A 26809-nucleotide genomic window follows, 5' to 3' on the forward strand; every position below is an offset into this window, starting at 1 on the left:
CCGTCGACCTGGAGCGGGTGGCGCGTCGGTGGAGCGAGGTGGTCGGCGCCGAGCGCGTCCTGCTCGCGCCCGACCCCACGCTGCTGCCGATCGCGCTCAACCTCCCCGCCCGTGCGCGCCGGCGTCTCGCGCCGCCGTACGTCTCGGCCGACGGCGTCGACCTGGCTCGGCGCGTCAGCGCGCCACTGGGGCTGCTGGTGGAGCGCGGCGAGCGGCGCCGGATCCTGCGCCGGGTGCTGCTGCCGCTGCTGAGGGCCGACCTGGTCGAGCACCCGGCGCCTGGGCTGGCGCTCCCGGACTCGCGGCAGGCGTGGGTGGTCCGGCGAGCCCAGCGGATGCGCGACGGCCTCGGCGCGGCTCGCTACCCTGTCGTCGGCGATCTGCAGGCGCTGGTGCCCGACCACGGCGACCACCGCCCGCCGGGGGTCGTCCCGGATGCCTCGGGGGTCCTGGGGTTGACGGTCCGCCTGCTGCTCGCGCCGCAGTCCCTCACCAGCCACCCGAACCCGAAGGAGAAGACCAGATGACACGTCGGGTCCTGCTCCACGTCGGCACCCCCAAGACCGGCACGTCCTACGTCCAGGACGTGCTGTTCCGCAACCGAGAGCCGCTCGCCGAGGCCGGCATCCGCTACCCGGCCGAGCGCTTCGACGCCCACTTCCTCGCCGCGCTCGACCTGATGAACCTGCCCTGGGGCGGGCTCGAGTCCGAGGCGATCGGCGCGTGGGACCGCCTGGCCGAGGAGGCGCGCTCCCACGACGGCACGACGATCATCAGCCACGAGATCCTGGCCCACGCCTCGCCCACGCAGACCGGGCGCGCGCTGGAGTCGCTCGGGCACCGCTGGGACGCCGCTCCCGGTGAGCAGGAGACCGAGGTGCACGTGGTGATCTCCGTGCGCGACCTGGTCCGCCAGGTGCCGGCAGAGTGGCAGGAGAACGTCAAGCACCGCGCCACCTTGTCGTACGGCGAGTTCCTCGCCCAGGTCCGCGACCCGGAGCGTCAGTCGCGGGTGGCGAGCTGGTTCTGGGCGGTCCAGGAGATCCCGGCGATCCTCGAGCGCTGGGCCCACGACCTGCCCCCCGAGCACGTGCACGTCGTGACGGTGCCGCCGTCCGGCACCGCGCCGGAGGTGCTGTGGGGCCGGTTCAGCCGGGCGCTGAGCCTGGACGGGGTCGATCTCGACCTGGAGGCCACGCGCGCCAACCCGTCGCTGGGGGTGCCGGAGACGGCCCTGATCCGACAGATCAACTGCACCGCCAACGACCGACTCGCACCTCCCGACTACCGGCCGCTCATCCGCGAGACGCTCGCGCACCGCACGCTCTCCGAGCGGCGTGACTCCCCGCGCCTCGCGCTGCCGCCGGACGCGCACCCGTGGTTCGTCGACCTGGCCCAGTCGTGGATCGCCGCCGTCGACGAGCGCGGGTACGACGTGATCGGCGACCTGCAGGAGCTGGTCGGCGCACCCGTCCGTCCCGACTACGCGGATCCCGACGACCCCGACCCGAGCCAGGTCGCCGACGCGGCCGTCGACGCGATCACCGGACTCGCCCTGGAGGCGGCGCGGCTGCGCGCCGAGGAGCACCGGCTCCACGAGGAGCTCGCCGAGGCACACCGCGCGCTGGAACGCGCCTACCTGCGCCCGTCGTACCGGCTGCGGGAGAAGATCGTGCAGCTCCTGGAGGGCTCGCGCCCCGGCCGGGTCGTGATGGCCGGCTACCGCCGCCTGCGCGGGAGGAGCTCCTCCTCGGCGTAGCGCCCGATCTTGTACGTCGACCAGCCGTCGGTGCCCATCCCGACCAGGCCGCCCACGCCCGGGATCCGGCGACCCATCGTGGTGGCCAGCCGCTTGCCGGCGACGCGGGTGATCAGGTCGCTGGCGACCTCGGCCGAGACGAGGGCGTCGACCGAGGGGTCGTGCATCGGGGCGGTGGCGAGCGCCATCGGCGGGGCGGGGATCTTGCCCTTCTTCACGAGCGCGTGGACGTCGTCCTCGCCGATCGTGGTCACCAGGATCGCGTTGTGCACCCGCGGATCGTCGAGGTCGTAGCCGCGCAGGTGCGCGACCCCGGCGACCATCCGGTCCTGCAGCACGGCCAGGCCGGTGATGTTGGCGGGCACGGCCACGGTCATCGTGACCAGGCCGCCGAGGTTGGTGGCGAAGCCCTGGACCCCGGCGTAGCGGATGTGGTGGTCGACGACGTCCTTGACGGCCGCGTCGACGTCACCGTCGGTGCCGCGCAGCAGCTTGTCGGCCAGGGCGGCCGCCCCGGTGAAGGGTCCGGCGCCGTCGAGGGCCCGGTGCAGGGCCTCGCGGACGAAGGAGGCGCTGAGCCCCGGAGCGAGCTGGGTGACCCGCGGCACGACGCGCGGAGCCAGCTGGCGGCCGATGCTGCGGGTGACTCCCATGGCGCGATCCTACGTGGCCGTCCCGAGCCGGATCGTCGACCGGCCCCGCGGTCCCACTACGGTCGGAGTCATGCACCCGCCGCTCGAGCCGCCGCCGTCGCGGTGGGTCTTCGGCGACATCCACGAGGCCGACGCCGACGAGGACCTGGTCGCGATCGGCGCCGACCTGGAGCCCGGCACGATCCTGGGCGCCTACCGCCGGGGCCTCTTCCCGATGCCGTTCGGCACCGGGCGCCGCTCGCGCGAGCCGATGGGCTGGTGGTCCCCCGTACGGCGCGGGGTGCTGTCCCCGACCGACCTGCACGTCTCGCGGTCGTTGCGACGCTCGGCGCGGGACTTCGAGATCCGCATCGACACCGCCTTCGAGGAGGTGATCGACGCGTGCGCCGACCCGACGCGACCCCACGGGTGGATCGATCACGCCATCCGCGACGCCTACGTCGGTCTGCACGGCCTCGGGTGGGCGCACTCGGTCGAGGCGTGGCGCGGCGGGCGCCTCGAGGGTGGCCTCTACGGCCTGGCCATCGGTGGTCTCTTCGCCGGGGAGTCGATGTTCCACCGGGCTCGGGACGCGTCCAAGGTGGCCCTGATGGGGCTGGTCGACGTCCTGGCCGACGAGCACGCCGGGTCCCGCCTCGTCGACGTGCAGTGGGCGACCCCGCACCTGGCCACGTTGGGCGTGCGCGAGATCGGTCGGGACGACTACCTGGCCGGACTCGGCGACGTGCTCGCCGTACCGCTGCCGGACGGGCTGCTGGGTGGGGGCCGAGCAGACTCGACGGTCGGGGAGGGTTGAGCCCGGCACCGGTGGGAAGGGTCCGTTCGGCCGCGCGATCCCGCGCAGCCAGTCCGGCGCCTGCGAGGGCGCCCTGTGAGCTCCTGTGAAAGGACCCCCATGACGACCCTCAAGCGCCGTGCCGCGGCCATCTCCGCGCCCCTGCTTCTCGCCGTCACCCTGACCGCCTGCGGAGGCGGCGCCTCCGGTGCCCCCGACGACGCCTCGGTCGAGGACTTCTGTGACGTATTCCTCGACGACAGCGGCTCCGACATCGACCCGGAGGACAACGGGGCACTGCTCGACGCGATCCAGGAGCAGGCCGACAGGCTCGCCGACGTCGGCACCCCCGAGGACTTCGACGAGGAGGCCCGTGAGGGCTTCGAGGTCTTCGTCGACGTCGTCAGCGACTTCGACGAGGGCGACATCGAGGACCTCGACAGCGCCGACCCCGGTGACATCGTCAGCGAGGAGGACGCCGACAAGGTGACGGCGTTCTTCACCGCCGGCGGGGAGGCGTGCACGCCCGAGCTGGACGACCTCGAGGACGAGCTCGGCGACCTGGAGGACCAGCTGCCGAGCGAGCCCGCCAGCTGACCTGATCGACCCGGCTGCGACGAGGGCGGGGTGGTGGCTGCGGCCGCTGCCCCGCCCCTCGTGCGTCTCGAGGAGGGCTCAGACGACCTGCGGCGGCTGGCCGTTCTCGCTGACCATCGCTCGGCCCGCGCCCTCCCACTCGAGCATCCCGCCGTCGAGGTTGACCGCGTCGATGCCCTGCTGGGCCAGCCAGCCGGTGGCCTGGCCCGAGCGACCGCCGACCTTGCAGACCACGAGGATCTGGGACTCGGCGGGGAGCTCCCCGACCCGGTCCGGCAGGTCCATCAGCGGCACGTGGAGCGCGCCCTCGATGTGGCCGTGGTCCCACTCGACCGGCTCGCGGACGTCGAGGACGACCAGGCCCTCGGGCAGTGGGTCGGGGACGCCGGACAGGGCAACGGTGGGAATGCTCATGGCTCCATTCGACCAGTTGCCAGGACAGGGCGGGGAGGGGCCTACTTGAGCAGCTTGCTCATCCGCCGGTCGGCCAGCGGCTTGCCGCCGGTCTGGCAGGTCGCGCAGTACTGCAGGCTCGAGTCGGCGAAGGACACCTCGCGCACCGTGTCGCCGCACACCGGGCACGGCTTCCCGGTCTGGGCGTGCACGGCGAGGTGGGACTTCTTCTCGCCCTTCAGCTCGCTGGCCGCCAGTCCGCGGGAGCGGTCGACGGCGGCACCGAGGGTGTCGCGGATGGCGGCGTGGAGCGTGGCCAGGTCGTCCTCGTCCAGGCTGGACGACGGCTTGAAGGGCGACATCCGGGCGGCGTGCAGGATCTCGTCGGAGTAGGCGTTGCCGATCCCGGCGATGGTGCCCTGGTGGCGCAGGACGCCCTTGATCTGCTTCCCGCCCTGCTGCGCGAGGATCGACGCCAGCATCTCGATGGTGAAGTCCTCGGTCAGCGGGTCGGGGCCCAGCGTGGCGATGCCGGGGACCTCGAGCGGGGCGCGCACGACGTACAGGGCGAGGCTCTTCTTCGTGCCGGCCTCGGTGATGTCCAGGCCCGAGTCGTCGTCGAGCACCACCCGCACGGCCAGCGGCGACTTGTTGCTCGGCTTGGGAGGCAGCTTCGGGACCTCGTCGCGCCACCGCACCCACCCGGCCCGGGCGAGGTGCAGGATCACGTGGAGACCGGACGTCTCGATGTCGAGGAACTTGCCGTGCCGGGTGACGTCGTCGACCAGGGTGCCGGACAACGCACTCAGCGGCGGGTCGTAGGTCTTGAGCGCGCTGAACGCCGCGACGTGGACCGCGGTGATGGCGCGGCCGTCGAGCCGACCCCTCAGATCGAGGGCCAGCGCTTCCACCTCGGGCAGCTCGGGCACGCCCCCAGATTAGTGCGGAGTGCAGACACGGACACCGGATCGGCGCATGATGGGGAGATGACGTCGTCGCGAAGGGTCCCGGCCGAGCTGGGCGCGCTCTTCCTCGACGCCCGCGGCGAGGATCGCGGACTCAAGGTCTCCTGGCACCAGGAGGCCGAGGTCGTGGTGCTCTCGCTGTGGCGCGACAACGTCTGCGCGGCGTCGTTCCGACTCCCGGTCGACGAGGTGCCCGACCTGATCGCGCTGCTGCGCGAGGGCCTGGACGTCGCCTTCGAGCGGACACGTGCGGCACGGGCCGACCGGAGCGCCTGACCGCGCACTACCTGTCCTGCCGCGCCGACGCGCCGACCCAGCGCTCAGACGCGGCCGTCGTACCAGCTGGTCCGGCCCTTGCCGGCGCGACGTGTCAGCGAGATGTGCACGTGGTCGCGGTGGCGCAGCGTCGGCGAGCACCGCTGGCGCCTCCGGCACGAGGACGACAGGTAGGGCTCGGGCTCGAAGGCGTCCCACGCGGCGTACATCTCGTCGTTCCAGATGACGTACATGACGCCCATCCTGCGGGCCAGGGCGTGGGCGTTGCCCTGCTTGTCGCTCCTCAGCAGGCGCTTGAGGAAGCGCTTGGCCGTACGCCGGTCCGCCTTCTTCGTGGCGTCGAGGCGCCAGTCGATCGCCCGGCCCTCGGTGTGCTCCGAGCTCGACCCGCGGCACGCGCGGGAGATGGACGTCGTGCCGCCGTCGTACCTCCGCGTGAGCCAGCGGCCGAGCGCCGTGGCGCCGGGCTTGGGCTTCGGCGAGCACCGGGAGGCCGGCTGCCAGGAGGCGTAGTCCTCGACAGCGGTGCGGGCGTGAGCGGCCGGCGCCGGACCCACGACGGTCAGGCCGAGCAAGGAGGTCGTGAGCAGCGCGGTCGCGAGGCACCGCAGGACGTGGGCGACCGGGTGGGCAGGCAGGACGCGGGGGGACATACGAGGCACCCGGGGATTCTCCGTCGGAGCCGGTCTCGCGTCAGGCGAACGGCGCAGTGGCGTCCGATCGACCCACGGGCCCTGACCCGTTCGGGGGGTGCCCTGGGGGTGGCAGGCAGGATGGTGGCCATGACGACGCTCCCGCGACGCCGGACGCCCTCATCGACGAGCCGGATCGCGGCGGCCGCGCTGCTGACACTGCTGGTCAGCGGGTGCAGCGACGAGGCCTCCGACACGCCCGACGGTCCGGACGGGACGGGTGACGCGAGTACGTCGAGCCCGTCGGGCTCGTCGGGCTCGGACGACGCCGAACCGGACGGCGACGGGGACGGCGACGGCGACGGGGACGCGGGCCAGGATGCCGACGAGGGTCCCCAGCCGGACCTGCCCTCGGCGCCGAGCCTGACCAAGCCGATGGGCGCCACCGAGGACGTCACGATGCGGGGCAGCTGCGGTCTCGAGCCCGGCGAGCAGGACGTGGCGGGGCGGGTGACGAATCCGACCAAGCGAACGCTCGACTACGTGATCAACGTCAGCTGGGTCAGCGACGACGGCCGGGTGCGCGGCCGGGCGGTCGCCTCGGTGGACGACGTCGCCCCCGGGGCGTCCCAGAAGTGGTCGGCGACGACCGAGATCCTCGACGACGCAGCGGCGTGCGTCACGAACGCCTTACGCGGACGCCTCGAGTCCTGACAGAGTTGACCCATGGCCGCAGGCGCATCGTCCCCCCAGGTCGTCGCCCACCGCGGCGCCAGCCACGACAACGCCGAGCACACGCTCGGTGCCTACGTCGCGGCGCTGGAGGCCGGCGCCGACGGCCTGGAGTGCGACGTACGACTGACTGCTGACGGGCACCTCGTGTGCGTGCACGACCGCACCCTGCGCCGTACGACGAGCACGCCGGGCCTGGTCTCGACCAGCGACCTCGCCGACCTCAACGAGCTGGACTTCGCGTCCTGGAAGAATCCCTGGGCCGACCTCAACGACGAGGCGCCCGACCGCGACGAGTCTCTGGACCGGGTGCTCACCCTGCGCAAGCTGCTCGAGACGACGGCCGACTACGACCGTCGCGTCGAGGTGGCGATCGAGACCAAGCACCCGACCCGGTTCGGGGGCCTGGTCGAGAAGCGACTGGTCGAGATGCTCCGTGACTTCGGGTGGGACCAGGCAGGCTCCCCGGTGCGGGTGATGAGCTTCTCCTTCACCGCGCTGCAGCGCGTCGAGCGGATGGCTCCGGACGTGCGGATCGTCCAGCTCGTCGACCGGCCGCAGTACTGGCCGATGCTGCGCCGGGTCATCGGCGACGACTGGATCGTCGGGCCCGGGATCGAGCTGCTGCGCGAGCACCCGCGCCTGGGCACGAGGATCTCCCGGGCCGGGCACGACATGCACGTGTGGACGGTCAACACCGTCAGCGATCTTCGGCTGTGCCAGGAGCTGGGGGTCAAGGCGGTCATCACCGACCGCCCGGCATATGTCCTGGAGACGCTCGGCCGGTAGGTTCGCGGGCATGGGAAAGAGCTCACGCGCCAAGAACCGCCCCAAGAACGCCGGTACCGACGAGGCGGGCGCGGTCGGACCCCGCCAGCCTTGCCCGTGCGGCTCGGGCAAGCGCTACAAGGCCTGCCACGGCTCTGCCGGCGGAGCAGCGGACGTTTACGTCGCGCGGCCCTTCGAGGGGCTGGCCGGTGAGTGCGACCTGATCGCGCTGCGCGAGCTCGTCCCGGCGGCGACCGCGCCCCTGCAGGTCACGGGGGCCGAGGACCGTGTCGTCAAGCTCTGCACCCTGCTCCCGATGGCAGCGCCGGCGATGTCGCGCGAGAGCGGCGAGGTATGGCTGGGTCTGCAGGTCCAGCACGCCTTCGGGGACCCGTCGCGCGACCTGGCCGCCGCCCTCGAGCTGGCGCTGGCCTCCGAGCCGGACATCATCGGCCTCACCGATGCCCCCGGGCCCGGACCCCGCCTGCAGGACCTGGTGACCAACACCGGCCTCGACGTGACCGTGCACGAGGGCTTCGAGTTCTGGACCAGCGACCTGCTGGCCACCGACGGTCTCGAGGACGCACTCGCCCAGGCCAACGAGGCTGCTTCCCCGACCGCCCGACTGACGTCGGTCGAGGCGGCCTACTGGACCAACGTCGGCCCCAAGGAGCACCTGCGCTGGGTGATGCCCGAGCCCGAGGGCGAGCTGCTCGACGCCCTGGCCCGGCTGCACGTCGACGGCTCGGACGTGATCGTCCCCGAGGCCCGCCTCGTGGGGATGTTCCGCGCCCACGGCCTGCTCGTGCCCGTGTGGGACCTCCCGGTCGGCACCGGCGCCGAGGTGCTCGAGGAGCCGGCCGCGGCCTTCAAGACCGCCCTCGACCAGGCGTTGGCCGACACCTCGGACCTCACTACCGAGCAGCGCTCGGCGCGCTCGGGGCTGGCCAACCGTCAGGTCACCATCCGCTGACCCGACGAGAACCCGGTGGCGCCGGCGCAGCCACGGTCACCGGGTTTCGTCGCGCCTGTCGCGACCTCGTGCCTCGATCGCGAGGCTTGCTCAACCTTCGCGAGCCACGCCGCCGCTCGTGCCTCGCGGCGGCTGCTCGCTCGCTCAGCGTCGCGCGGACTTCTCCCAGCCGGTCGAGTTGCCGGCCCGGTCGTAGACCTTGACCCAGCGGTACTTGCCGGCCTTCTTCGTCCGGATCGTGTCGCGGTAGGCCTTGCCGTTGTTCGCCACGACCGTGCTCGTCCCCCGGGCGCCCTTCTTGTTCGAGAAGCGCACCTTCGAGACGCCCGAGACGCTGTCCTTGGCGGTCACCTTGACCTTGAAGCCCTGCGACTTCTTCAGCTTCTTGATGACCTGGCGGTTGACCGACGGTGCGGCGGTGTCGAGCACGATGTCGTCGGAGAGGGTGACGATCTCGTCGACCCCGCCCCCCACGAAGCGGACGTAGACGACCCGGGTGTCGCGGAACCCGGTGCTCGACAGCGTCCACGGGTAGGTGCAGTCGCCCGCGGTGGAGCGCACCTGGGCGGTGTCGAAGCCGCCGTCGTTGGAGATCACGACCTGCGTGGCGCCGGCGGGCGGGCGGATCCGCAGGCTGACCGAGGCGTCGTTGGTGGCGACCGCGGCGCTGTTGATGCTCACTCCCACGGGTCCGGTGCACGACGGCGCGGGCGGCGTGGCGGTGACGCTCACCGGCGTCGACTGGGCCGTGGAGGCGCCCTGGCTGTTGGTCGCGGTGACCCGGCAGACCAGCTGGGCCCCGAGGTCGGCGTCGGTGACCTGGTAGGACGACGTCGTCGCGCCGTCGATCGCCGTGCCGTTGCGCAGCCACTGCTGGGCGTACGTCGGGGCCGGCGTACCGGTCCACTGGCCGTTGCCGCACACGAGGGACCGGCCGGGCTGCGGCGTGCCGGAGACGGTCGGCCGGATCGTGTTGACCGGCGCTGCGTTGGCCGGCGGCCCGCTCTGGATCGTCACGTTGGCGCTGGTCGCGTAGTCGCCGTACCCGACGCTGTTGCGCGGCCGCTCGAAGCAGCTGATCTTCCTGCCGGCGTCGCCGGACTTCACGACGTACGTCGAGCTGCCCTCGCCGGGGATGTAGGAGTTGTCGCGGTTCCAGCCGACGTCGACCTGGGTCGGTGCTCCGGCGTACTGGCCCGGCGAGCAGGTCAGCGTCTGGCCCACGGCGGGCGTGCCGGTGACGGTCGGCGTCGAGATCGTGTACGGCGGCGAGGACGGGCCACCGCCGCCGGAGCCGTCGAGGTCGGCGTCCCAGAACGTGTAGGAGTAGGTGTCGCGGCGCACGATGCGGTTGTTGCCGGAGTCGGCGATGAAGAGGTTGCCCTGCAGCTCGCCGATCGACCCGTTGCGCGGGTACTGCGAGATCGAGACGGGGCCGTCGAAGCCGGAGCCGTCGGCGTCGGCGTCCGGCGGGCTGCCGATGTAGCGGTTGTACTCGTAGCCGTACTGGCCGCTGCCGAGGTCCTTGAGCACGTAGACGTAGATGACGTGGTTGGCGATGTCGGTGACGAACAGGGTGCCCTGGTCGTCGACCGCCACCCCGGTGGGTCGGGGAGTGACGCCGCCGCCGTGTGCCTGCACGTCGATCACGATGGAGGGCGAGGCGTGGGTGCTGAAGCCGGTCCAGACCTCGACCTGCGACTGGTTCGGGACGCTCAGGTAGAAGGCGCCGTTGAGGGCGCCCGGGCGCGAGAGGGTGGTCTTGGCGATCGCGCCGTAGCGGCAGTCGCTGACGGTGCACGGGAACGGGTTGGCGCCGAAGCGCTGCTGGTAGTCGGTCCGGGAGTAGACACTGAGCCCGACGCGGCACCGGTGCACCAGGATCACGGAGTCGCTGTCGGCGTAGATGTCGCCGTACCGGCCGGGGTCGTCGGCGTCGCTCGAGGCGCAGGAGCTCGGGTCGGAGCCGCCGGCGGTGAAGAAGACCAGCTCGTCTCCCGCGGGGCTCAGCTGGGAGGCGGCGAAGCCGTAGGAGACCCAGACGGTCCCGGCCTCGGGGCCCGAGGGCATGACGTAGAGGCCGTCGACGGGCCCGGAGCGTGGGAGCGACAGGGGGCTCAGCGCGGCGCCGCTCGCGTCGAAGCGGGCCAGCGAGCCGCCGGCCGCGGTGCCGACGTACGTCGTGCCGTCGGGACCGACGGCGACGGCGGTGGGGCCGGAGGTGACGGCGGCCTGGGCGGCGGGGATGGGCGCGAAGGCCAGGCCGGCGACGGCGAGGGCCGCGGCCAGGACGAGCCGGAAGAGGTGGACGGGAGCATTCCGAGGCATGACGAAGTCCCTTGGGGAGTAAGGGCGCGCCCGCCGGACGACGACCGCTCGTCGATTAGACCACCCGCAGGACGCATGAACAACAGTCGATCGGGTACAGGCGCTGCTCGCCGTAGGTCCGGAGAGTCAGGCGCGCTGCCGCACGACCCAGACCTCGAGGCGCGCGTAGCCCTTCACCGAGCGTCGCAGGCGCCGGAAGGTGTACGGCGACCGCTCGCCGCGGTCGGGCCCCTCCGGCTCGGGCCCCACGAGGCCCTCGTGGGCGCCGCGGTCGAGGAGCACCGAGCCCGGGCGGGCCAGCGAGGTCAGACGCGAGGCGATGTTGACCGTCGGACCGAACACGTCGCCCAGGCGCAGGACGACCTCGCCGTAGGCGACGCCGGCGCGGACCTCCGGGTAGGGGTCGTCCTCGTCGCTGCCGCGCCGGGTCATCTCCAGGGCGATCTCGGTGGCGGCGACCGGGTCGTCGACGACGAAGAGCACCTCGTCGCCGATGTTCTTGATGATCCGGCCACCGACCCCGGTGACCAGGTCGGTGGTCGCGCTCTCGAAGTCCTCGATCCAGGCGACCAGCTCGGCGTCGGTCAGCGACTTGCTGCGCGAGGTGTAGCCGACGATGTCGACGAAGACGACGGCGGCGGGCAGGGACGGGGCAGCCGGGTCGGCGACCGCGAGCATCCGGCCACCGGCGCTGACCAGGTGACGACGCCAGACGTAGCTCTGCAGCTCCTCGACCCGGGGGAGCACCTGCTCCGTCAGCCCGGCGAGGGCCTCGGCGGGGTCGGCGCCGCTCTCCAGGGCGACCGAGGTCAGCAGGCTGGTCTGCCACTCCGCGAGCCGAGCGAAGCTGCGGCCCCACGTGCGGACCAGGGCCGCCTGTCGCTCGGGGCCGAGGATGCCGAGCTCGACGAGGTCCTGGGCGAGTCGGAGCGCCTCGACGTCGGCGGGGGTGAAGGCCACCTCGTCGTCGGAGGTGTGGGCGAACCCCATCAGGTGCCACAGCCGGGTGGCGGTCTCCAGCGGGATGCCGGTCTGCTCGCTGACCTGCACCCGCGTCAGGCTGGGCTCGGCGCCGAGCAGGAAGGTCTCGGCGACCTCGAAGGCACCGGTCAGGTCGGGGGCGCGGCGCCGGGGCTCCTCGCCCGGTCCCGCGGCGCGCCCCTCGTCCGCGGTCAGTCGGTCTTCACCCGCGACTGGGCGACGGCGGCGAGCTTCTCGGCGAACGCCGGCATCTCCTCGATGAGCTCGCGGATGTCGGTGTCGGTGAAGTGGATGGCCTGCAGCGGGGTCATCGCGACGACGGTGGCGGTGCGCAGGGAGTGGCCGACGATGGCGGCCTCGCCGACGATGTCGCCGGCACCGAGCGTGGCGATCTCGGCACCGTGACGACGTACGGACACCGTCCCGTCGAGGAGGATGTAGGCCTTGTCGGCCGGGGTCTTCTCCCAGATCGGCGACCAGCCCTCGGGCAGCTTCACGCGGCGGCCGTGCGCGCTGATCCGCGCGACCTCTTGAGGGGTGAAGGAGTCGAAGAACGTTGCCATGGGAGGCCTTTCGTCGGGAGCGCCGGTGCAGCAGACCCCGTGATCCTCGCGGACCGGTGGGGGAGTGTCCAGCGCCTCCCGGGTGGTGATCAGCACTCGGCCGGGACGAGGGAGGCCCGGGGATCGGCGGATGGTCAGGCCAGCGGGTCGCGCACGATCGGGCAGCTCATGCAGCGCGGACCGCCACGACCGGATCCCAGCTCGGAGCCGGCGATCTCGACGACCTCGATCCCGGCCGCCTCCAGCCGGGCGTTGGTGGCGTCGTTGCGCTCGTAGGCGACCGCCACGCGCGGTGCGAGCGCGAGGGTGTTGTTGCCGTCGTCCCACTGCTCGCGCTCGGCGGTGACCGGGTCGAGGCCGGTCTCGATGCGGTGCAGGGTGTCGATGCCCATCGCCTTGGCCGCGGCGACCAGGAACGGCTCGGGGGCGGCGACCCCGAGGTGCAGCGTGCCGTCGTCCTCCTGGCCGTCGCGGGTGACCGCGTGGGCGACCAGCGAGTCGGCGACGTTCTCGTAGACGACCATCTTGTCGACGTCGACCATCGTGCAGATCGTGTCGAGGTGCATGGTGGCGCGCTCCTGCGTGATGGGTACGGCGAGCACGGTGTGCGCGAGGTCGTCGGTGAACACCTGCCGGGCCAGGCGCTCGACGCCGGCGGCCGTGGTGCGCTCGCCGACGCCGACGGCGATCACGCCCGGGGCGAGCAGGAGCACGTCGCCGCCCTCGACGTGCTCGTAGTGGTGACCGTGGATCCGGGGGCTTCCGGTGAAGCGTGGGTGGTGGGTGTAGATCAGCTCGGTCAACTGGGTCTCGCGCTTGCGGGCCGGCATCGCCAGGGAGGTGATCGCCACCCGGTCGCGCACCCACACCGAGGAGTCGCGGGTGAAGAGCAGGTTGGGCAGCGGGTCGATCAGGAACGCGTCGTGCGCCAGGAGCGAGGTCACCAGCCCGAACCCGCCGCGCACCTCGTCGTTGCGGATCCCCGCGGTCAGCAGGGTGGCGAGCTCGGCCGGGCTCGACTCGGCGAGCAGACCGTCGAGGTAGTGCCGCATCGTGTCGCCGAGCTCGAGGTCGGACAGCGCCGTCTCGATCGCGGCGGCGCGGGCCTCCGCGAGCTCGAGGCTCTCGGCGAGCAGGTCCATCAGGTAGAGCACCTCGACGTCGCGCGCCCGCAGCGCCTCGGCGAACGCGTCGTGCTCCTCCTGGGCGCGCGCCACCCACGGGATCCCGTCGAAGAGCAGCCGGTCGTTGTTGCGCGGCGTCAGGCGGGAGAGCTCGTGACCCGGCCGGTGCAGCATCACCGTGCGCAGCCGGCCGACCTCGCTGTCGGCGCCGCTGGGGGCGCTGGCGGTCGGGGTGGGCGTGACGGCATCGGTCATGGGTCAACCCTAGGGCCCGTGCCGCAATGTCAAAGGGCGGCGCCGGTGCCGCCCACGGCTCAGCGCACCAGCTCGACCACGGTCAGCGTCGCGAGCAGCACGCACACCCCGGCGCCGACGTAGTGCAGCACGTGCAGCGCCACCACGCGCAGCAGGCTCCGCCCCACGATCACGGCCAGGGCGCTGACGGTGAGCAGGGCGGCCAGGGCGCCGACGAAGACGCTGAACGGCGCCTCGTAGCGCGCGACCAGTGACAGGGTGAGCAGCTGGGAGAGGTCACCCCACTCGGCCGCGAACAGCACGAGGAAGGACGCCAGGACGGCCCGCCAGCCGTCCGCGGGCGTCGCCTTGGCGGCGTACTCGTCGCCGTCGTCCTCCTCCGCCGCGCGGGAGTGCCGACGTCCTTCGCGCAGCAGGATGACCGCGCCCACGACGAAGAGCACCGCCGCGGCCCCGCGCACGACGTCCTGGGGGAGCAGGGTGGCGGCCTGGCCGAGACCCACCGCGACGCCGGTCTGCACCGTGAAGGCGAGGCCGACGCCGATCCAGACCAGGAGCGGGCGGTACTTCGTGGCCAGCACCAGGGTGGCCAGGAAGGTCTTGTCCGGCAGCTCGACGACGAAGATCGCGCCGAAGGTGAGCACGAGCGCGGCGAGGTCCATGCGCGGCATTCTTCCCGGCGTCACGGCGCTGCGCCGAGGCGGGATGTCCTGGCCGGATTACGGTGGCGCCATGTCCGAGGTCCTGGCCGCCGCCGCGCTCCTGGTCGCCGTCGCGGCCCTGGCCGCCGGGGTCCTGGCCCTGCGCCGGACGACGCCGCGCGCCGACGGGTCGGACCTGCCGACCGACGTGCTCGGGCTGCGTCAGGAGGTCGCCGCGCTGCGGGCCGAGGCGGTGGCGGGGCTGCGGCACCTGGCCGTGGTGCGCTACGACGCGTTCGGCGACATGGGTGGGCACCTGTCGTGGACGCTCGCGCTGCTCGACGACTCCGGCGACGGCGTGCTGCTGAGCTCGATCCACGGCCGCAGCGAGGCCCGCACCTACGCCAAGAACGTCTCCGGCTGGACCTGCGACACCCAGCTGTCCCCCGAGGAGGACGAGGCGATCAGCCACGCCCGCCCCTGACGCGCGGCCATCCTCACGACTCGGGGGCGGTGACGAAGCGCTGCAGCAATGCGACGAACGTCGCGACCTCGTGGGGTGAGAGATCGTCCATCTGGGCGGCCAAGGTCGTGGCCTCGACGTGCCGCGCGGCGGCGAGGGCCTCGGTCGCTCCAGGACGCAGGTGCAGGCGTTGGGTACGACGGTCCGCCGGGTCGCGCCGGCGGGCGACGAAGCCGCGGTCCTCGAGGTCGTCGGCGATCTGGACCAGGGCAGCGCCGCTGATCCCGAGCTGTCGCGCCACCTCGGACTGGGTCAGCGATCCGGACCGCTCAAGGATGGTGAGCGTGCCGAAGAGGCGTGGCTCGAGGTTCAGGGGCGCCAGGTCCTCGAGGAACCTGCGGTGCATCCGGGTGTGGGCCCGTCCGATCAGGAAGCCGATGTTGCCGCGCACGGCCTCGGCGGTGTCCTCGCCCACCTCGGGACCGGCGACCCGCAGCAGCAGCTCGGCGAGCAGCTCGCGCTCCTCGTCGGTGAAGCCACCGATCAGCCGCTCCTCCACGGCGTCGGTCCGCTCCCGCCACAGCCGTACGGCGCGCGCCCCGGCGTCGGTGGGGGTCAGGGCGTAGGAGCGCCGGTCCTGCGGGTTGCGCACCCGCACGACGAGGCCCTCGGCCACCAGCGCGGCGGCCACGCGCACCATCGTCGTCCGGCTGATCCCGACCGTGTCGGCCAGCTCCTGCTGGGAGCGCGGCGCGCTGTCGGGGGCGCCGACCAGGTCGCGCAGCACGGACACGGCGTGCAGGTCGACCCCCGCGCGCTGCTCCTCCTCGGTGGCCGCGGCGACCCGGGCACGGGCTCGCCACAGGAGGTGTCCGGGACTGTCGGCCAGCGCCGGGTGCAGGGCGGGCCGCAACGGCGGCGTGCTCACGACGTACCTCCCTTCGACCCGCACCTGTCACCGGGCATCCACCTTCGGGGGTTTGACGTGTCCCCGAACGGGCGTACCGTACCGCACATAACCATTAACCTCGTGACGATTCGCCAGTCCGATGGCAGGAGCAGAGCGTGACCACCCAGACCGAACCCACCGCGGAGCCGCGGACCCGCGACCCGAAGTGGTGGACCCTCGCCGCGGTCTGCACCGGCGTCTTCATGCTGCTGCTCGACATCACGATCGTGAACGTCGCGCTGCCCGACATCCAGCTCGACCTCGACGCCTCGCTCTCGGACCTGCAGTGGGTCATCGACGCCTACGCCCTGAGCCTGGCTGCGCTGCTGCTGACCGCGGGCTCGCTGGCCGACCTCTACGGCCGCCGGCTGGTCTTCGTGATCGGCATCGTCCTGTTCACGGTCGGGTCCGTGGCGTGCGGGCTCGCCCAGGACGTCCTCTTCCTCTCGATCGCCCGCGCGTTCCAGGGGATCGGCGGCGCCGCGATGTTCGCCACCGCGCTCGCGCTGCTCGCCTCCGCCTTCAGCGGCCGCGACCGCGGGATCGCGTTCGGCGCCTTCGGTGCCACGACCGGTGTCGCCGTGGCGGTCGGACCGGTCCTCGGCGGCGTCCTGACGAGCGGGCTGAGCTGGCGCTGGATCTTCTTCGTCAACATCCCGATCTGCCTCGTGGCCCTCGGCATCGCGATGCTGCGGGTCAAGGAGTCGCACGACCCGGGTGCCGGCGCCCCCGACTGGGCCGGCTTCCTGAGCTTCAGCGGTGCCCTCGCCGCCCTCGTCTACGGCCTGATCCGCTCGGGTGAGCAGGGTTGGGACGACGGCGTCGTCCTCGCGTGCCTCGCCGGGTCGGCGTTCCTCTTCGCGGTCTTCCTGCTCGTGCAGTGGGGGGCCAAGCACCCGATGTTCGACCTGAGCCTGCTGCGCAAGCCGACGTTCAACGGTGGCCTGATCGCCGCGTTCGGGGTCTCGGCCTCGATCTTCTCGCTGCTGGCCTACCTGGTGCTCTACATCCAGGGCGTGCTCGGCTTCACCGCCGTGCAGTCGGGCTTCCGGCTCGTGCTGCTCTCCGCGATGGCCTTCGTCTTCGCCGCGCTGGCCGGGCGCCTGACGGAGAAGGTGCCGACCAAGCTGCTCATCGGCCCCGGCTTCCTGATCCTCGGCGTCGGACTGTTCCTGCTGCACGGCATCCCGGCCTCCTCCGACCCCGACTCGTGGCACCACCTCATCCCCGGCCTGCTCGTGTGCGGCGTGGCCATCGGGCTGATCAACCCGCCGCTGGCCTCCACGGCCGTCGGCGTCGTGGCGCCGCAGAAGGCCGGCATGGCCTCCGGGGCCAACTCGACCTTCCGTCAGGTCGGCATCGCCACCGGCATCGCCACCCTGGGCTCGCTCTTCGCCAACCAGGTCGGGCGCGAGGTCACCGACGGTCTCGCCGGCACCCCCGCGGAGGGCAACGCCGACCAGATCGCGGCCGCCATCACCGGCGGCCAGGTCCAGCGCGTCGTCGAGGCCGCGCCCGCCGCGGCCCGGGACCGGATCTCCGAAGTGGCGACCAGCGCCTTCGTCGACTCCCTCAACCACATCATCCTGATCGCCATGCTGCTCGCCTTCGCGACGGGCGTCCTGACCCTGCTGCTCATTCGGCAGAAGGACTTCGTCGTGCACGGCGGCCCGCCGGCAGCCGCACCCGAGACCGAGGCCGCGGGCGGCAGCGTGGCCGCGGGTGGCTCGGACGAGGCCCCGGACGACGACTCGGACGGTGACGGAGAGCCGGTGCCGGCCGGTGTCGTCGGGACGCACGCTCGTGAGGAGGAGCCCGGCAAGCACCTGCCCTGACTCTACGGGCGAGGTTGGCCGCTGCGCCGTTCACCGGCTGGCCGGTGAAACCTGCACTTGGAGGCTATCCGGACATCGTCCCAGTGCGCCGTTCACCGGCCAGCCGGTGAACGGGTCGCCGTCATCAGTCGACGGGCACCGAGACAAAGCCGTGCACCTGGGGTGCATGCAGGGTCATGGTCAGGACCCGGTCCACCCCCGCGGTCGCCAGGAGGTCGGCCACGAGCCTGTCGCGACGGCGACCCGCGGGCCGCTCCGTCAGGCGCCCGGCTCGGCGAGCCGGGCGAGCTCGGCGGCCATCGCACCCATCAGCGCCTCGAGGCCTTTGAACGGGCGCACCATGACCGTGAACGACGTCAACCGGCCGTCGGCGCCCCAGCGGAGCATGTCGATGCCGTGCACCGACTTGTCGTCGACGGTCGCCTCGAACTCCAGGACGGCGCTGCCGCCCGCCTCGCTCTCGGAGGACCACTCCTCGACGTAGCGCAGCGAGGGCCCGAGCACGTGGATCGCCGCGGTCAGGTAGGCCGTGGTGATCGCCTTGCCCTCCTGCGGGGTGTGGACGGCGGGGGAGCGGAAGACGACGTCGTCGGCGAGCAGTACGTCGAGCGCTGCGGCGTCGCGGGTCTCGGCGATGCGGTGCCAGGTCTCGAGTGGCGCGGGGCGGGTCATGTGGCCAGTCAATCACCCCTCGTCGCGGCAGGAAGTGGCGCTGCTCAGCGCGGCACGCGCACCAGGAGCCGACCGTGGATGCACTCCATGTGCAGCTCACGACCGGGCCCGATCGAGTCCCCGTCGAGCTGGCGGGGGGTGTCGGCGCCGGCGCGGATGGAGACGGTGCGGCCGGTCATCCGGTTGATCGTGTCGTCGGTGCGCGAGCGCTTGGCCAGCACGCGCACCGCCAGGGGGATCCAGGACAGGAAGCGACGCGGGTTGAGCAGCACCACGTCGAGCAGGCCGTCGTCGATCGTGGCGTCGGGCAGCAGTGGCATGCCCGCCTGGAGGTAGCCGACGTTGCCGACCATCACCATCCGGGCGCGGTGCTTGGTCCACTCCCCGCCGTCGACCGAGAGCTCGATCCTGGTCACCGGGAACATCAGCGACTTGAGGGCGGAGATGACGTAGGCCAGCCAGCCGACCTTGCGCTTGATGTCCTCGTTGACGCCCTCCATGATCGCGGCGTCGAAGCCCATCCCGGCCATCACCATGAAGTGGCTCTCGATCCCCGGTGCGGCAGGGTCGCCGTCGCCGTCGCCGTCGCCGTCGCCGTCGCCGTCGCCGTCGCCGTCGCCGTCGCCCGCGCCCTCGCGCGGACCGTCGGACTCGTCGTCGCGGTCTCCCGCGGCGTCGCCGGTCACCTTGACCATGTCGATCGCCCGGTCCTGGCCGGTCAGCGCGATGTCGATCGCGGCCCGGATGTAGAGGGGGATGCCGAGGTTGCGGGCGAGCAGGTTGCCGGTGCCTGCGGGGATGATGCCGACCGGGATGCCGGTGCCGGCGAGCTCGGCGCACACCTCGCGCACGGTGCCGTCGCCGCCGCACACGATGACCAGGTCGGCCCCCTCGACGGAGGCCAGCTCGGCCTGCCCGGTGCCGGAGTCCTCGGGGGTGGTCAGGTGCCAGGTCGGCTCGCGCCACCCGGCCCCGATGGCCATGGCGGCGACCGTCGACCGGAACGCCTCGACGTCCTCGACCTTGATCGGGTTGAGCACCACCGAGAGCCGCTTCGCCGACGGGACCGCCTCGGGCAGCGGCTCGATCTTGAGGGCGTGGCTGCGCGGGTAGGGGCTGTAGAGCGCCAGCCCCACGAGCACGAACGCAGCACCCAGCACCCCACCCCCGACGACGTCGGACGGGTAGTGGCGCCCCAGGAGGACCCGGTCGGCGACGACCACGATCGCGACGACCACCATGGCGGTGCCGAGCAGCCGGCGGATGCCCTGGCGTCGTACGAGCATGGTGACCAGCACCAGCACGACCCCGGTGAACGCCGCGATCGACGAGGCGTGGCCCGACGGGTAGGCGCCGTTCTCGAGGAACTCGTCGAGCTGCTGCCACTCCGGGCGCGCGCGCCCCACCAGCGTCTTCAGCCCTGTGGTCGCCAGCGCCGTGGAGAGCATCACCCCGATGGTGAAGTACGACGCGCGGCGGTGGCCCTTGAGGAACATCGCGACCGCCAGCACCAGCGTGTACGCCGTCATGGCGAGCGTGCCGGCGAGGTCCTCGACGGTGAGCAGGACTCGTTGCAGTCGCGCGTCGTCGTCCCCCCAGTCGACGGCCGACTGGGCGCGCTGGTCCAGGTCGACCAGCCACTGCCAGTCCTGCGAGACCGCGATCGCGAGCAGGCCCAGCACCGTGAGCAGCACGGCAGCCACGCCGAGCTGGGTCGCGCGGGAGCGGTCGAGCACCGGTGGCTCCGATCGGTCGAGTGGGTGGGCAGCGCTGGCGCGCCGGGAACGCGAGGGAGTCGCCAGACAGTATGGCGAACCCGCCCCGCCGGAACTCAGGTGAGCCGGGCGTGGGTCGCCCGATAGCCTCGCATCGTGATCGACCCACGAGTGCTGCGAGACGACCCCGACCGTGTGCGAGCCGCCCAGGCCAAGCGCGGCCTCTCCGCCGACGTCGTGGACCGGGCCCTGTCCGCCGACACCGCGCGCCGCGCCGCGATCGGGGCCTTCGAGGCCAAGCGTGCCGAGCAGAAGCAGCTCGGCAAGCTGATCCCGCAGGCGCAGGGCGACGAGAAGCAGGCCCTGCTCGCCCAGACCAAGACCCTCGCCGCGGAGGTCAAGGAGGCCGAGGCCGCGCAGGTCGCGGCCGAGGCGGAGTGGCACGACGCGCTCTGCTCGATCCCCAACCTGGCCGCCGACGAGGTGCCGGCCGGCGGCGAGGACGACTTCGTGGTCCTCGAGACGATCGGTACGCCGCGCGACTTCGCCGCCGAGGGCTTCGAGCCGCGCGACCACGTCGAGCTCGGCAAGATCCTCGGCGCCATCGACCTGGACCGCGGAGCCAAGGTCTCGGGCTCGCGCTTCTACTTCCTCACCGGGGTCGGCGCCGAGCTGGAGTTCGCCCTGGTCAACCTGGCCAACGAGACGGCCCGCGAGCACGGCTTCACCCAGGTGATCGCACCGTCGATGGTCAAGCCGGAGGCGATGGAGGCGACCGGGTTCCTCGGCCAGGCCGCCGACGACGTCTACCGGATCGAGGGCCAGGACATGTACCTCGTCGGCACCTCGGAGGTGCCGATGGCCGCCTACCACGGCGGCGAGATCCTGGACGGGGCCTCGCTCCCGCTGCGCTACGCCGCCTTCAGCCCCTGCTTCCGCAAGGAGGCCGGCTCGCACGGCAAGGACACCCGCGGCATCATCCGGGTGCACTGGTTCGACAAGGTCGAGATGTTCGTCTACACCACGACCGAGGACTCCTACGCCGAGCACCAGCGGCTGCTGGGGATCGAGAAGGCCTTCCTCGACAAGCTCGAGCTCGCCTACCAGGTGATCGACACCGCGGCCGGCGACCTCGGCCTCTCGGCGCAGCGCAAGTTCGACTGCGAGGCGTGGATCCCCACCCAGGGCAAGTACCGCGAGCTCACCTCGACGTCCAACTGCACCGAGTTCCAGACCCGTCGTCTCGACACCCGGGCTCGCTTCGACGACAAGGTCCAGCCGATCTCGACGCTCAACGGCACGCTGTGCGCCATCCCGCGCGCGATCGTGGCGATCCTCGAGACCCACCAGCAGGCCGACGGCTCGGTGCGGGTGCCGCAGGCGCTGCGCCCCTACCTCGGCGGTCGCGAGCTGCTGACGCCGGTGGACGGCTCGTGAGTGACGCGGCCGCGTCCGGTGGAGAGCCCGGCACACCCGGCACGGACGGCTGGCGCCCACGGCTGATCGCCCTCGACATCGACGGCACCCTGCTCAAGTGGGTCGAGGGCGCGGGCACGACGTACGAGCAGATCGCGCCGCGCGTGCACGACGCCATCTGGCGGGCCCACGAGATGGGCGCCCACATCGTGCTCTCGTCGGGGCGTTCTCCGCACGGGATGACCCGGATCGCGGACCTGCTGGCGATGAAGGGTCACGAGGACGAGCCGCTGTGGGTGGTGGCCAGCAACGGTGCGGTCGTCTTCCGCTACCTGCCGGGCGGCGAGATCGACGTCGTCCACGAGGAGACGTTCGATGCCGGTCCGGCTGTCCGCGCGATCCTCGAGGAGCAGCCGACCGCGCGGGTCGCGATCGAGGACCGCGGCAACGGGTACCGCGTCACGACGCCCTTCCCGGAAGGCGAGCTGCACGGCGAGATGACGGTGACCGAGGTCGAGGAGCTCGTCTCCCGCCCGGTCAGCCGGGTGATCATCCGCGACCCCGACGCCACCGCCGACGACTTCGTCGACCTCGGAGCCCGGCTGGGACTGCACGGCACCGACTACGTCGTGGGGTGGACCGCCTGGCTCGACCTGACGCCCGTCGGTGTCTCGAAGGCCTCCGGGCTCGAGCACGTCTGCGCCGCTCTCGACCTGACCGCGGCCGACGTGCTGGCCATCGGCGACGGGCGCAACGACATCGAGATGCTCGCGTGGGCCGGGCGCGGAGTGGCGATGGGCCAGTCCGTGCAGCCGGTGATCGACGCCGCCGACGCCGTGACCGACCCGGTCGACCTCGACGGCGCGGCGGTGGAGCTCGAGCGCTGGTTCGGGGCGTGAGCGAGGCTCTCGCGCTGCCGCGGGACCTGGCCTCCTCGCGGCTGCGCCTGATCCTGGTCTCGCCCGACGACGCCGCCGACATGCTCGCCGGACGCCGGCAGAGTCGGTGGCACCGCGACTACCCACGTCGCGACGACGTCGACGCGGCCAGCCTCGTGCGCCCGGGTGGGCCCGCGGACCCGTGGGGTCCGCGGCACATCGTGTGGGAGCAGCAGGCCATCGGCTCGATCGGGTGCTTCGGCCCACCCGTCGAGGGGGAGGTCGAGGTCGGCTACGGCCTCGTCGAGGAGGCGCGTGGCCGCGGCATCGCGACCGAGGCGCTGGCCTGCCTGCTCGCGGCGACCGATGCGCTCGCCGTACGCGTCCGGGCCTCGGTGTCGCCGACCAACCGAGCCGGAGTGCGGGTGCTCGCCACGGCCGGCTTCACCGAGCTGCGCGGAAGCAACGACGACGGGGAGCTGGTCATGGGCCGGCCGCTGGGGTCGGTGTGATCCGCCCCGCCCTGATCGCCACCGACCTCGACGGCACCCTGCTCCGCTCCGACGGCACCCTGTCGCAGGCCTCGCGGCGGGTGCTCGCCGCGGTCGAGGACGCCGGCATCCCGGTCGTCTTCGTGACCGGGCGCCCGGTGCGGTGGATGGAGGCGCTGTGGGAGGTCGTCGGCGCCCACGGACTGGCGATCGTCTCCAACGGCGCGGTGCTCTACGACGTCGCCCAGCAGTCCGTACGCCGTGTGGACGGGCTGGCCCCGGAGCCGGGCCTCGCGATGGTCGAGCTGCTGCGCGAGGTCGTGCCGCAGCCGAGGTTCGCGATCGAGTGTCTCGACGGCCTGCGCCTGGAGGCGGACTTCCACGACCCCCACCGGGTGCCGTCCGGCTCGCCGGTCGGGCCGCTGAGCGACGTCTGGGAGGACGTCGCCGTCAAGGTGCTCGTGCGCCACGACGGCGCCGACGACGAGGTGCTCGCCGAGGTGGCGCGGGCGTTGGGTGAGCAGGCGGTGCCCACGTGGTCGATGCCCGGGCTCCTCGAGATCAGTGCCCCCGGCGTCACCAAGGCGGCCGCGCTGGCCCGGCTCTGCGCCGACCTCGCCGTGCCCGCCGAGGACGTCGTGGCGTTCGGCGACATGCCCAACGACCTGGCGATGCTGGGGTGGGCCGGGACCTCCTACGCCGTGGCCAACGCGCACTCCGACGTGCTCGCGGCGGCCCACCACACGGCTGAGACCAACGACACCGACGGCGTGGCGCGGGTGATGGCTCGACTGGTGGGTCTCACCGACGATCTGGTGCAATGAACCCCGTGACGTCGCGCCCGCACCACCGCCGCCTGCCCCGAGCCCTGCTCGCGGGCGTGCTGGCCTGGGCGATCGCGCTGGTGGCCGTCGTCCTGGTCGCGCCGGCCCGGGCCACGGCACTGCCCCCCGGTGGAGCGGCCGAGCCCGACGACGTCTTCTCGGCCAAGATCGAGCGCGTCGAGCGCGACCCCGGCCCCGTGGGCCGCCCGACGCGCTACACCTACACCGTCCAGGTGCAGCAGGTCTTCGGCGAGAGCGACATCACCTCGGTCCGGGTCCGCGTGCAGACCACCTCGTCGTACGGCGAGTGCTCGACCCGCCCGGACTCCAAGGGCTCCGACCTCTACCTGTGGAAGCTGACCCGGCAGGGCGACCGCCTGCTCGCCAGCGGCTGCCGCAGCGTGCTCAAGGCCACCGACACCCGGCTGGCCGAAGCAGAGGCGGAGTACGGCGAGCCGCGCTCGCCGATCGACACCTCACCCAGCGAGCCCCAGGTCGAGTTCCCCGAGGTGAGCTACACCTGCCCCGCCACCGACGAGACGATCTCGGACGTCACGGGCGCCGAGGGCACCTGCTCCGAGGTCGCCGCTCCGCAGTCCTTCGACCGCGCCGCGGCCCCGGGCCTCGCGCTGGTGATCGTCGGCCTGCTCGGCTGGATCGTCGTCCTGCGGCTGGGTCGCACCCGCCGCTCCTGACCTCACCAGCCGGTCAGAGGTACATCCCGCCGCTGCCGGGATGCTCGTCGTCGCCACCCGGGGCCGCGCCCGGGCCGCCGGGTCCGCCGGGTCCCGCGGGACCGCCCATGCCGGGCGGCATGCCGGCACCCTGCGGCAGCGCCTTGCGGATCTGCTCGAACTGGGCACGCGCCGCCATCTGCTGGGCGTAGATCGCGGTCTGGATCCCGTGGAACAGGCCTTCGAGCCACCCGACCAGCTGGGCCTGCGCGATCCGCAGCTCACCCTCGGACGGGGTCGCGTCGTCGGCGAAGGGGAGGGAGAGGCGCTGGAGCTCCTCGACCAGCTCCGGGGCCAGGCCCTGCTCGAGTTCCTTGATCGACGAGCTGTGGATCTCCTTGAGGCGCAGGCGGCTCGCCTCGTCGAGCGGTGCGGCCTTCACCTCCTCGAGCAGCTGGCGGATCATCGAGCCGATCCGCATCACCTTGGCGGGCTGCTCGACGAGGTCGGTCAGACCCCGCTCGTCGTCGTCATCGTCGCCGTCGCTGTCCGCGCTCATCCCCTGCGCCGCGAGCGCGGAGGCGGAGACCGTGCCGATCGGCTGGCCGTCGGGGCCGATGATCATGATCTTCTGCTCGTCGCCCTCCGGCGCGGCCGGTCCGTCCGATCCGGCGTCGGGGGTGGCGGTCTCGGTGCCCACGGGGGCCTGTTCCTCGCTCATGGCTCCACCGTATCCGGCACGGTGAGGCGCTCGACACCTGTCAGAGGGTGAGCAGGATCTTCCCGGTGTGGGACCCGGCGTCCATCGTGCGGTGTGCCTCGGCGACGTCCTCCAAGGGCAGGCTGCGGTCGATGATGGGGCGCACGGAGCCGTCGGCGACGAGCGGCCACACGTGCTCCACGACACCGGCACAGATCGCCGCCTTGCCGGCCGCGGGGCGACCACGCAACGACGTCGCGATCACCGCCGCGCGCTTGTTGAGCAGGGCTGCGATGTTGAGCTCGCCCTTGATGCCGCCCTGCATGCCGATGATCACGAGCCGGCCCTCGGTCGCGAGGGCGGACACGTTGCGCCCCAGGTAGGAGGCGCCCATGTTGTCCAGGATGACGTCGACGCCACCCGAGGCCTCGGCCCTCGCGACCTCCACGAAGTCCTCCTCGTGGTAGTCGATGGTCACCGCGGCCCCGAGCTCTGCGCAGAACGCGCGCTTGGCCGCCGTACCACCTGTCGTCAGGACACGTGAGCCGAGCGCCGTGGCGAGCTGGATGGCGAACGTGCCGATGCCGCCGGCGCCGCCGTGCACGAGGAACGTCTCGCCCGGTTGCAGGCCGGCGACCATGAACACGTTGGACCACACCGTGCACGCCACCTCCGGCAGCGCTGCCGCGGTCACCAGGTCGATGCCGTCGGGCACGGGCATGACCTGCCCGACGGGTACGACGACCCGTGAGGCGTAGCCGCCACCGGCGAGCAGGGCGCAGACCTCGTCGCCGACCGACCACGGCTCGCCGGCCACGACGTCCGGGCCGAGCGCTGCGACCCGGCCGCTGCACTCGAGGCCGATCACCTCGCTGGCGCCCGGGGGAGGCGGGTAGAGCCCTTGCCGCTGCAGGGTGTCGGCTCGGTTGACCGCCGTGGCGACGACGTCGATGGCGATCTCGCCGGGACCCGGCTCGACGTCGGGGACCTCACGGATCGAGAGGACCTCGGGGCCACCCTTGCCGTCGGGACCGCCTGCGTGGACCGCTCTCATTCTTCCTCCTCGTCCTCGTCGGAGACGTCGAAGCCCAGCTCGACGTCCGCCTCGGTCTCGTCGTCGTGGTCGTCGGGGTCCGCCAGCACCGGCTTGTCCCACCGCTCGGCGAGCTCCTGGGCCCGCGTCGCGAGCGCCTCGACGCCGGCCGGTCCGGCTCCGGCCGCACCGGCGGCGTACCCGAGCAGGTAGGCGGTGATCGGTCCGGCCGCGGGATCGACGGTGTCGGAGGCGAGCTCGGCCAGGTCGCCGACGAGTCCCTCGTCGACCTCGGTCTCGAGGTCGAGGACGTCGCAGAGCTCGTCGATCCAGTCGTGGAGGTTCACGGGGTCAGCCTTGCGAGCGCGCGGGTGCGATGCAAGCCCGCACGGGTGAACTCACGTGGCGTCGTCCGATGGTTCGGACCGGGCGGCTCGTCGGGAGCGCGCGTCGCGCAGGTCGGCCCAGGTGTCGACGTCGTGGTGCTCGTCGTCGACGGCGCGGACCTCGGCCAGGTCCAGGTCGGCCAGGAGCGCCCGGACCGACATCCCGTGCTGTCCCTCCAGGTCGGGTCGTACGGCGCAGAGCCGGTCGCTCCGCAGGGCCAGGGCGAGGTGGCGACGGCCGTCGGGTCCGACCAGCACGGCGCCGTCGTGCCCGTCGGTCTGCCCGTCGGTCTGCCCGTCCTGCTGCCCGTCGTGCAGCCCGTCTGGCCCGGCTGGTGCCTCGAGGCCCTCGCACAGG

30 protein-coding genes and 2 pseudogenes are annotated in these 26809 nt (G+C 72.6%); 15 read left to right on the top strand and 17 right to left on the bottom strand.

Going from position 1 to position 26809, the window contains the following annotated elements:
* Together Q1K33_RS12890 and Q1K33_RS12895 are read left to right on the top strand one after the other, a co-directional pair.
* Window positions 1–527, top strand: a 527-nt coding sequence (locus tag Q1K33_RS12890; RefSeq protein ID WP_300404565.1) for a hypothetical protein, incomplete at its 5' end; no start/stop codon positions are given.
* Window positions 524–1759: a hypothetical protein gene (locus Q1K33_RS12895; protein WP_300404567.1), complete on the top strand. Its 1236-nt coding sequence runs from the start codon at window positions 524–526 to the stop codon at window positions 1757–1759. The genes Q1K33_RS12890 and Q1K33_RS12895, both read left to right, overlap by 4 nt.
* Here Q1K33_RS12895 and Q1K33_RS12900 read toward each other — a convergent pair.
* Window positions 1720–2412, bottom strand: coding sequence for a hypothetical protein (locus Q1K33_RS12900; protein ID WP_300404569.1), 693 nt, complete (start codon window positions 2410–2412; stop codon window positions 1720–1722). The genes Q1K33_RS12895 and Q1K33_RS12900 overlap by 40 nt on opposite strands.
* 70 nt (window positions 2413–2482) lie before the next feature.
* Here Q1K33_RS12900 and aat point away from each other — a divergent pair, with 70 nt between their 5' ends.
* Together aat and Q1K33_RS12910 are read left to right on the top strand one after the other, a co-directional pair.
* A complete protein-coding gene (aat, locus tag Q1K33_RS12905; protein ID WP_300404570.1) occupies window positions 2483–3208 on the top strand; it encodes a leucyl/phenylalanyl-tRNA--protein transferase in 726 nt (241 codons plus the stop codon).
* A gap of 99 nt (window positions 3209–3307) precedes the next feature.
* Window positions 3308–3784: a hypothetical protein gene (locus Q1K33_RS12910; RefSeq protein WP_300404572.1), complete on the top strand. Its 477-nt coding sequence runs from the start codon at window positions 3308–3310 to the stop codon at window positions 3782–3784.
* Window positions 3785–3862: 78 nt separating this feature from the next.
* Here the strand turns inward: Q1K33_RS12910 and Q1K33_RS12915 are convergent, their stop codons facing one another.
* Together Q1K33_RS12915 and Q1K33_RS12920 are read right to left on the bottom strand one after the other, a co-directional pair.
* A complete protein-coding gene (locus Q1K33_RS12915) occupies window positions 3863–4198 on the bottom strand; it encodes a rhodanese-like domain-containing protein (protein ID WP_300404574.1) in 336 nt (111 codons plus the stop codon).
* 41 nt (window positions 4199–4239) lie between these two features.
* Window positions 4240–5106 carry a DNA-formamidopyrimidine glycosylase family protein gene (locus tag Q1K33_RS12920; protein ID WP_300404576.1) on the bottom strand — a complete coding sequence of 289 codons (867 nt, stop codon included), beginning with the start codon at window positions 5104–5106 and terminating at the stop codon, window positions 4240–4242.
* A 57-nt stretch (window positions 5107–5163) separates the two neighbouring features.
* Between Q1K33_RS12920 and Q1K33_RS12925 the strand changes: the two genes are divergently transcribed.
* On the top strand, window positions 5164–5418 hold the full coding sequence (locus Q1K33_RS12925) for a hypothetical protein (RefSeq protein WP_300404578.1): 255 nt from the start codon (window positions 5164–5166) through the stop codon (window positions 5416–5418).
* Between the two features lie 44 nt (window positions 5419–5462).
* Here the strand turns inward: Q1K33_RS12925 and Q1K33_RS12930 are convergent, their stop codons facing one another.
* Window positions 5463–6080, bottom strand: coding sequence for a hypothetical protein (locus tag Q1K33_RS12930; RefSeq protein ID WP_300404580.1), 618 nt, complete (start codon window positions 6078–6080; stop codon window positions 5463–5465).
* Window positions 6081–6200: 120 nt separating this feature from the next.
* Between Q1K33_RS12930 and Q1K33_RS12935 the strand changes: the two genes are divergently transcribed.
* The 3 genes from Q1K33_RS12935 to Q1K33_RS12945 are packed head-to-tail and all read left to right on the top strand — an operon-like array spanning window position 6201 to window position 8523.
* Window positions 6201–6764, top strand: a complete 564-nt coding sequence (locus tag Q1K33_RS12935; protein ID WP_300404582.1) for an FxLYD domain-containing protein — start codon at window positions 6201–6203, stop codon at window positions 6762–6764.
* A 12-nt stretch (window positions 6765–6776) separates the two neighbouring features.
* Complete coding sequence (locus Q1K33_RS12940; RefSeq protein WP_300404584.1) at window positions 6777–7571, top strand: glycerophosphodiester phosphodiesterase family protein; 795 nt, start codon at window positions 6777–6779, stop codon at window positions 7569–7571.
* 10 nt (window positions 7572–7581) lie between these two features.
* Window positions 7582–8523 (top strand): DUF5926 family protein, encoded by a 942-nt coding sequence (locus Q1K33_RS12945; RefSeq protein ID WP_300404586.1) that lies wholly within the window; start codon window positions 7582–7584, stop codon window positions 8521–8523.
* 144 nt (window positions 8524–8667) lie between these two features.
* Here Q1K33_RS12945 and Q1K33_RS12950 read toward each other — a convergent pair whose 3' ends face one another.
* The 5 genes from Q1K33_RS12950 to Q1K33_RS12970 form a co-directional block, all read right to left on the bottom strand.
* Entirely contained in the window at window positions 8668–10851 is a 2184-nt protein-coding gene (locus Q1K33_RS12950) for a hypothetical protein (RefSeq protein WP_300404588.1), read from the bottom strand.
* Window positions 10852–10977: 126 nt separating this feature from the next.
* Window positions 10978–11964, bottom strand: a complete 987-nt coding sequence (locus tag Q1K33_RS12955) for an adenylate/guanylate cyclase domain-containing protein (RefSeq protein WP_300404639.1) — start codon at window positions 11962–11964, stop codon at window positions 10978–10980.
* 59 nt (window positions 11965–12023) lie between these two features.
* Window positions 12024–12395, bottom strand: coding sequence for a cyclic nucleotide-binding domain-containing protein (locus Q1K33_RS12960; protein WP_300404590.1), 372 nt, complete (start codon window positions 12393–12395; stop codon window positions 12024–12026).
* A 134-nt stretch (window positions 12396–12529) separates the two neighbouring features.
* The gene (locus Q1K33_RS12965) at window positions 12530–13774 is read right to left on the bottom strand and encodes an arginine deiminase (RefSeq protein WP_300404592.1); all 1245 of its coding nucleotides are present in this window, start codon (window positions 13772–13774) and stop codon (window positions 12530–12532) included.
* A 59-nt stretch (window positions 13775–13833) separates the two neighbouring features.
* A complete protein-coding gene (locus Q1K33_RS12970; RefSeq protein WP_300404594.1) occupies window positions 13834–14436 on the bottom strand; it encodes a TMEM165/GDT1 family protein in 603 nt (200 codons plus the stop codon).
* A 70-nt stretch (window positions 14437–14506) separates the two neighbouring features.
* Between Q1K33_RS12970 and Q1K33_RS12975 the strand changes: the two genes are divergently transcribed.
* The gene (locus Q1K33_RS12975) at window positions 14507–14899 is read left to right on the top strand and encodes a DUF4446 family protein (RefSeq protein WP_300404596.1); all 393 of its coding nucleotides are present in this window, start codon (window positions 14507–14509) and stop codon (window positions 14897–14899) included.
* Window positions 14900–14912: 13 nt separating this feature from the next.
* Here Q1K33_RS12975 and Q1K33_RS12980 read toward each other — a convergent pair whose 3' ends face one another.
* Window positions 14913–15806, bottom strand: a complete 894-nt coding sequence (locus Q1K33_RS12980) for a MarR family transcriptional regulator (RefSeq protein WP_300404598.1) — start codon at window positions 15804–15806, stop codon at window positions 14913–14915.
* A gap of 137 nt (window positions 15807–15943) precedes the next feature.
* Here Q1K33_RS12980 and Q1K33_RS12985 point away from each other — a divergent pair, with 137 nt between their 5' ends.
* A complete protein-coding gene (locus Q1K33_RS12985; protein ID WP_300404601.1) occupies window positions 15944–17662 on the top strand; it encodes an MFS transporter in 1719 nt (572 codons plus the stop codon).
* A 127-nt stretch (window positions 17663–17789) separates the two neighbouring features.
* Here the strand turns inward: Q1K33_RS12985 and Q1K33_RS12990 are convergent.
* The 3 genes and pseudogenes from Q1K33_RS12990 to Q1K33_RS13000 all read right to left on the bottom strand — a co-directional run.
* Window positions 17790–17891 (bottom strand): annotated as a pseudogene (locus tag Q1K33_RS12990) (ribose-phosphate pyrophosphokinase); the annotation flags it as partial.
* Between the two features lie 29 nt (window positions 17892–17920).
* On the bottom strand, window positions 17921–18334 hold the full coding sequence (locus Q1K33_RS12995; protein ID WP_300404603.1) for a nuclear transport factor 2 family protein: 414 nt from the start codon (window positions 18332–18334) through the stop codon (window positions 17921–17923).
* Window positions 18335–18378: 44 nt separating this feature from the next.
* On the bottom strand, window positions 18379–20070 hold the full coding sequence (locus Q1K33_RS13000; RefSeq protein WP_300404605.1) for a diacylglycerol kinase family protein: 1692 nt from the start codon (window positions 20068–20070) through the stop codon (window positions 18379–18381).
* Window positions 20071–20205: 135 nt separating this feature from the next.
* Here Q1K33_RS13000 and serS point away from each other — a divergent pair, with 135 nt between their 5' ends.
* The 5 genes from serS to Q1K33_RS13025 are packed head-to-tail and all read left to right on the top strand — an operon-like array spanning window position 20206 to window position 24353.
* Window positions 20206–21486, top strand: a complete 1281-nt coding sequence (gene serS / locus Q1K33_RS13005; protein ID WP_300404607.1) for a serine--tRNA ligase — start codon at window positions 20206–20208, stop codon at window positions 21484–21486.
* On the top strand, window positions 21483–22364 hold the full coding sequence (locus tag Q1K33_RS13010) for an HAD family hydrolase (RefSeq protein WP_300404609.1): 882 nt from the start codon (window positions 21483–21485) through the stop codon (window positions 22362–22364). The genes serS and Q1K33_RS13010 overlap by 4 nt, the downstream gene beginning before the upstream one ends.
* Window positions 22361–22855 (top strand): GNAT family N-acetyltransferase, encoded by a 495-nt coding sequence (locus tag Q1K33_RS13015; protein ID WP_300404611.1) that lies wholly within the window; start codon window positions 22361–22363, stop codon window positions 22853–22855. Before Q1K33_RS13010 ends, Q1K33_RS13015 begins: the two co-directional genes overlap by 4 nt.
* The gene (locus Q1K33_RS13020; RefSeq protein WP_300404613.1) at window positions 22852–23658 is read left to right on the top strand and encodes an HAD family hydrolase; all 807 of its coding nucleotides are present in this window, start codon (window positions 22852–22854) and stop codon (window positions 23656–23658) included. Before Q1K33_RS13015 ends, Q1K33_RS13020 begins: the two co-directional genes overlap by 4 nt.
* A 5-nt stretch (window positions 23659–23663) precedes the next feature.
* The gene (locus tag Q1K33_RS13025; protein ID WP_300404615.1) at window positions 23664–24353 is read left to right on the top strand and encodes a hypothetical protein; all 690 of its coding nucleotides are present in this window, start codon (window positions 23664–23666) and stop codon (window positions 24351–24353) included.
* A gap of 13 nt (window positions 24354–24366) precedes the next feature.
* On the opposite strand, the gene Q1K33_RS13030 is transcribed toward Q1K33_RS13025, so the two are convergent.
* From Q1K33_RS13030 to Q1K33_RS13045, 4 genes and pseudogenes are all read right to left on the bottom strand, one after another.
* Window positions 24367–24957, bottom strand: a complete 591-nt coding sequence (locus Q1K33_RS13030) for a bacterial proteasome activator family protein (RefSeq protein ID WP_363319708.1) — start codon at window positions 24955–24957, stop codon at window positions 24367–24369.
* A 136-nt stretch (window positions 24958–25093) separates the two neighbouring features.
* On the bottom strand, window positions 25094–26086 hold the full coding sequence (locus Q1K33_RS13035; RefSeq protein WP_300404617.1) for an NAD(P)H-quinone oxidoreductase: 993 nt from the start codon (window positions 26084–26086) through the stop codon (window positions 25094–25096).
* Window positions 26083–26412 carry a DUF6457 domain-containing protein gene (locus Q1K33_RS13040; protein WP_300404619.1) on the bottom strand — a complete coding sequence of 110 codons (330 nt, stop codon included), beginning with the start codon at window positions 26410–26412 and terminating at the stop codon, window positions 26083–26085. The genes Q1K33_RS13035 and Q1K33_RS13040 overlap by 4 nt, the downstream gene beginning before the upstream one ends.
* A gap of 51 nt (window positions 26413–26463) precedes the next feature.
* Window positions 26464–26809 (bottom strand): annotated as a pseudogene (locus Q1K33_RS13045) (hypothetical protein); the annotation flags it as partial.

Origin of the sequence: Nocardioides sp., assembly GCF_029937575.1 — a bacterium.
GTDB lineage: Bacteria > Actinomycetota > Actinomycetes > Propionibacteriales > Nocardioidaceae > Nocardioides.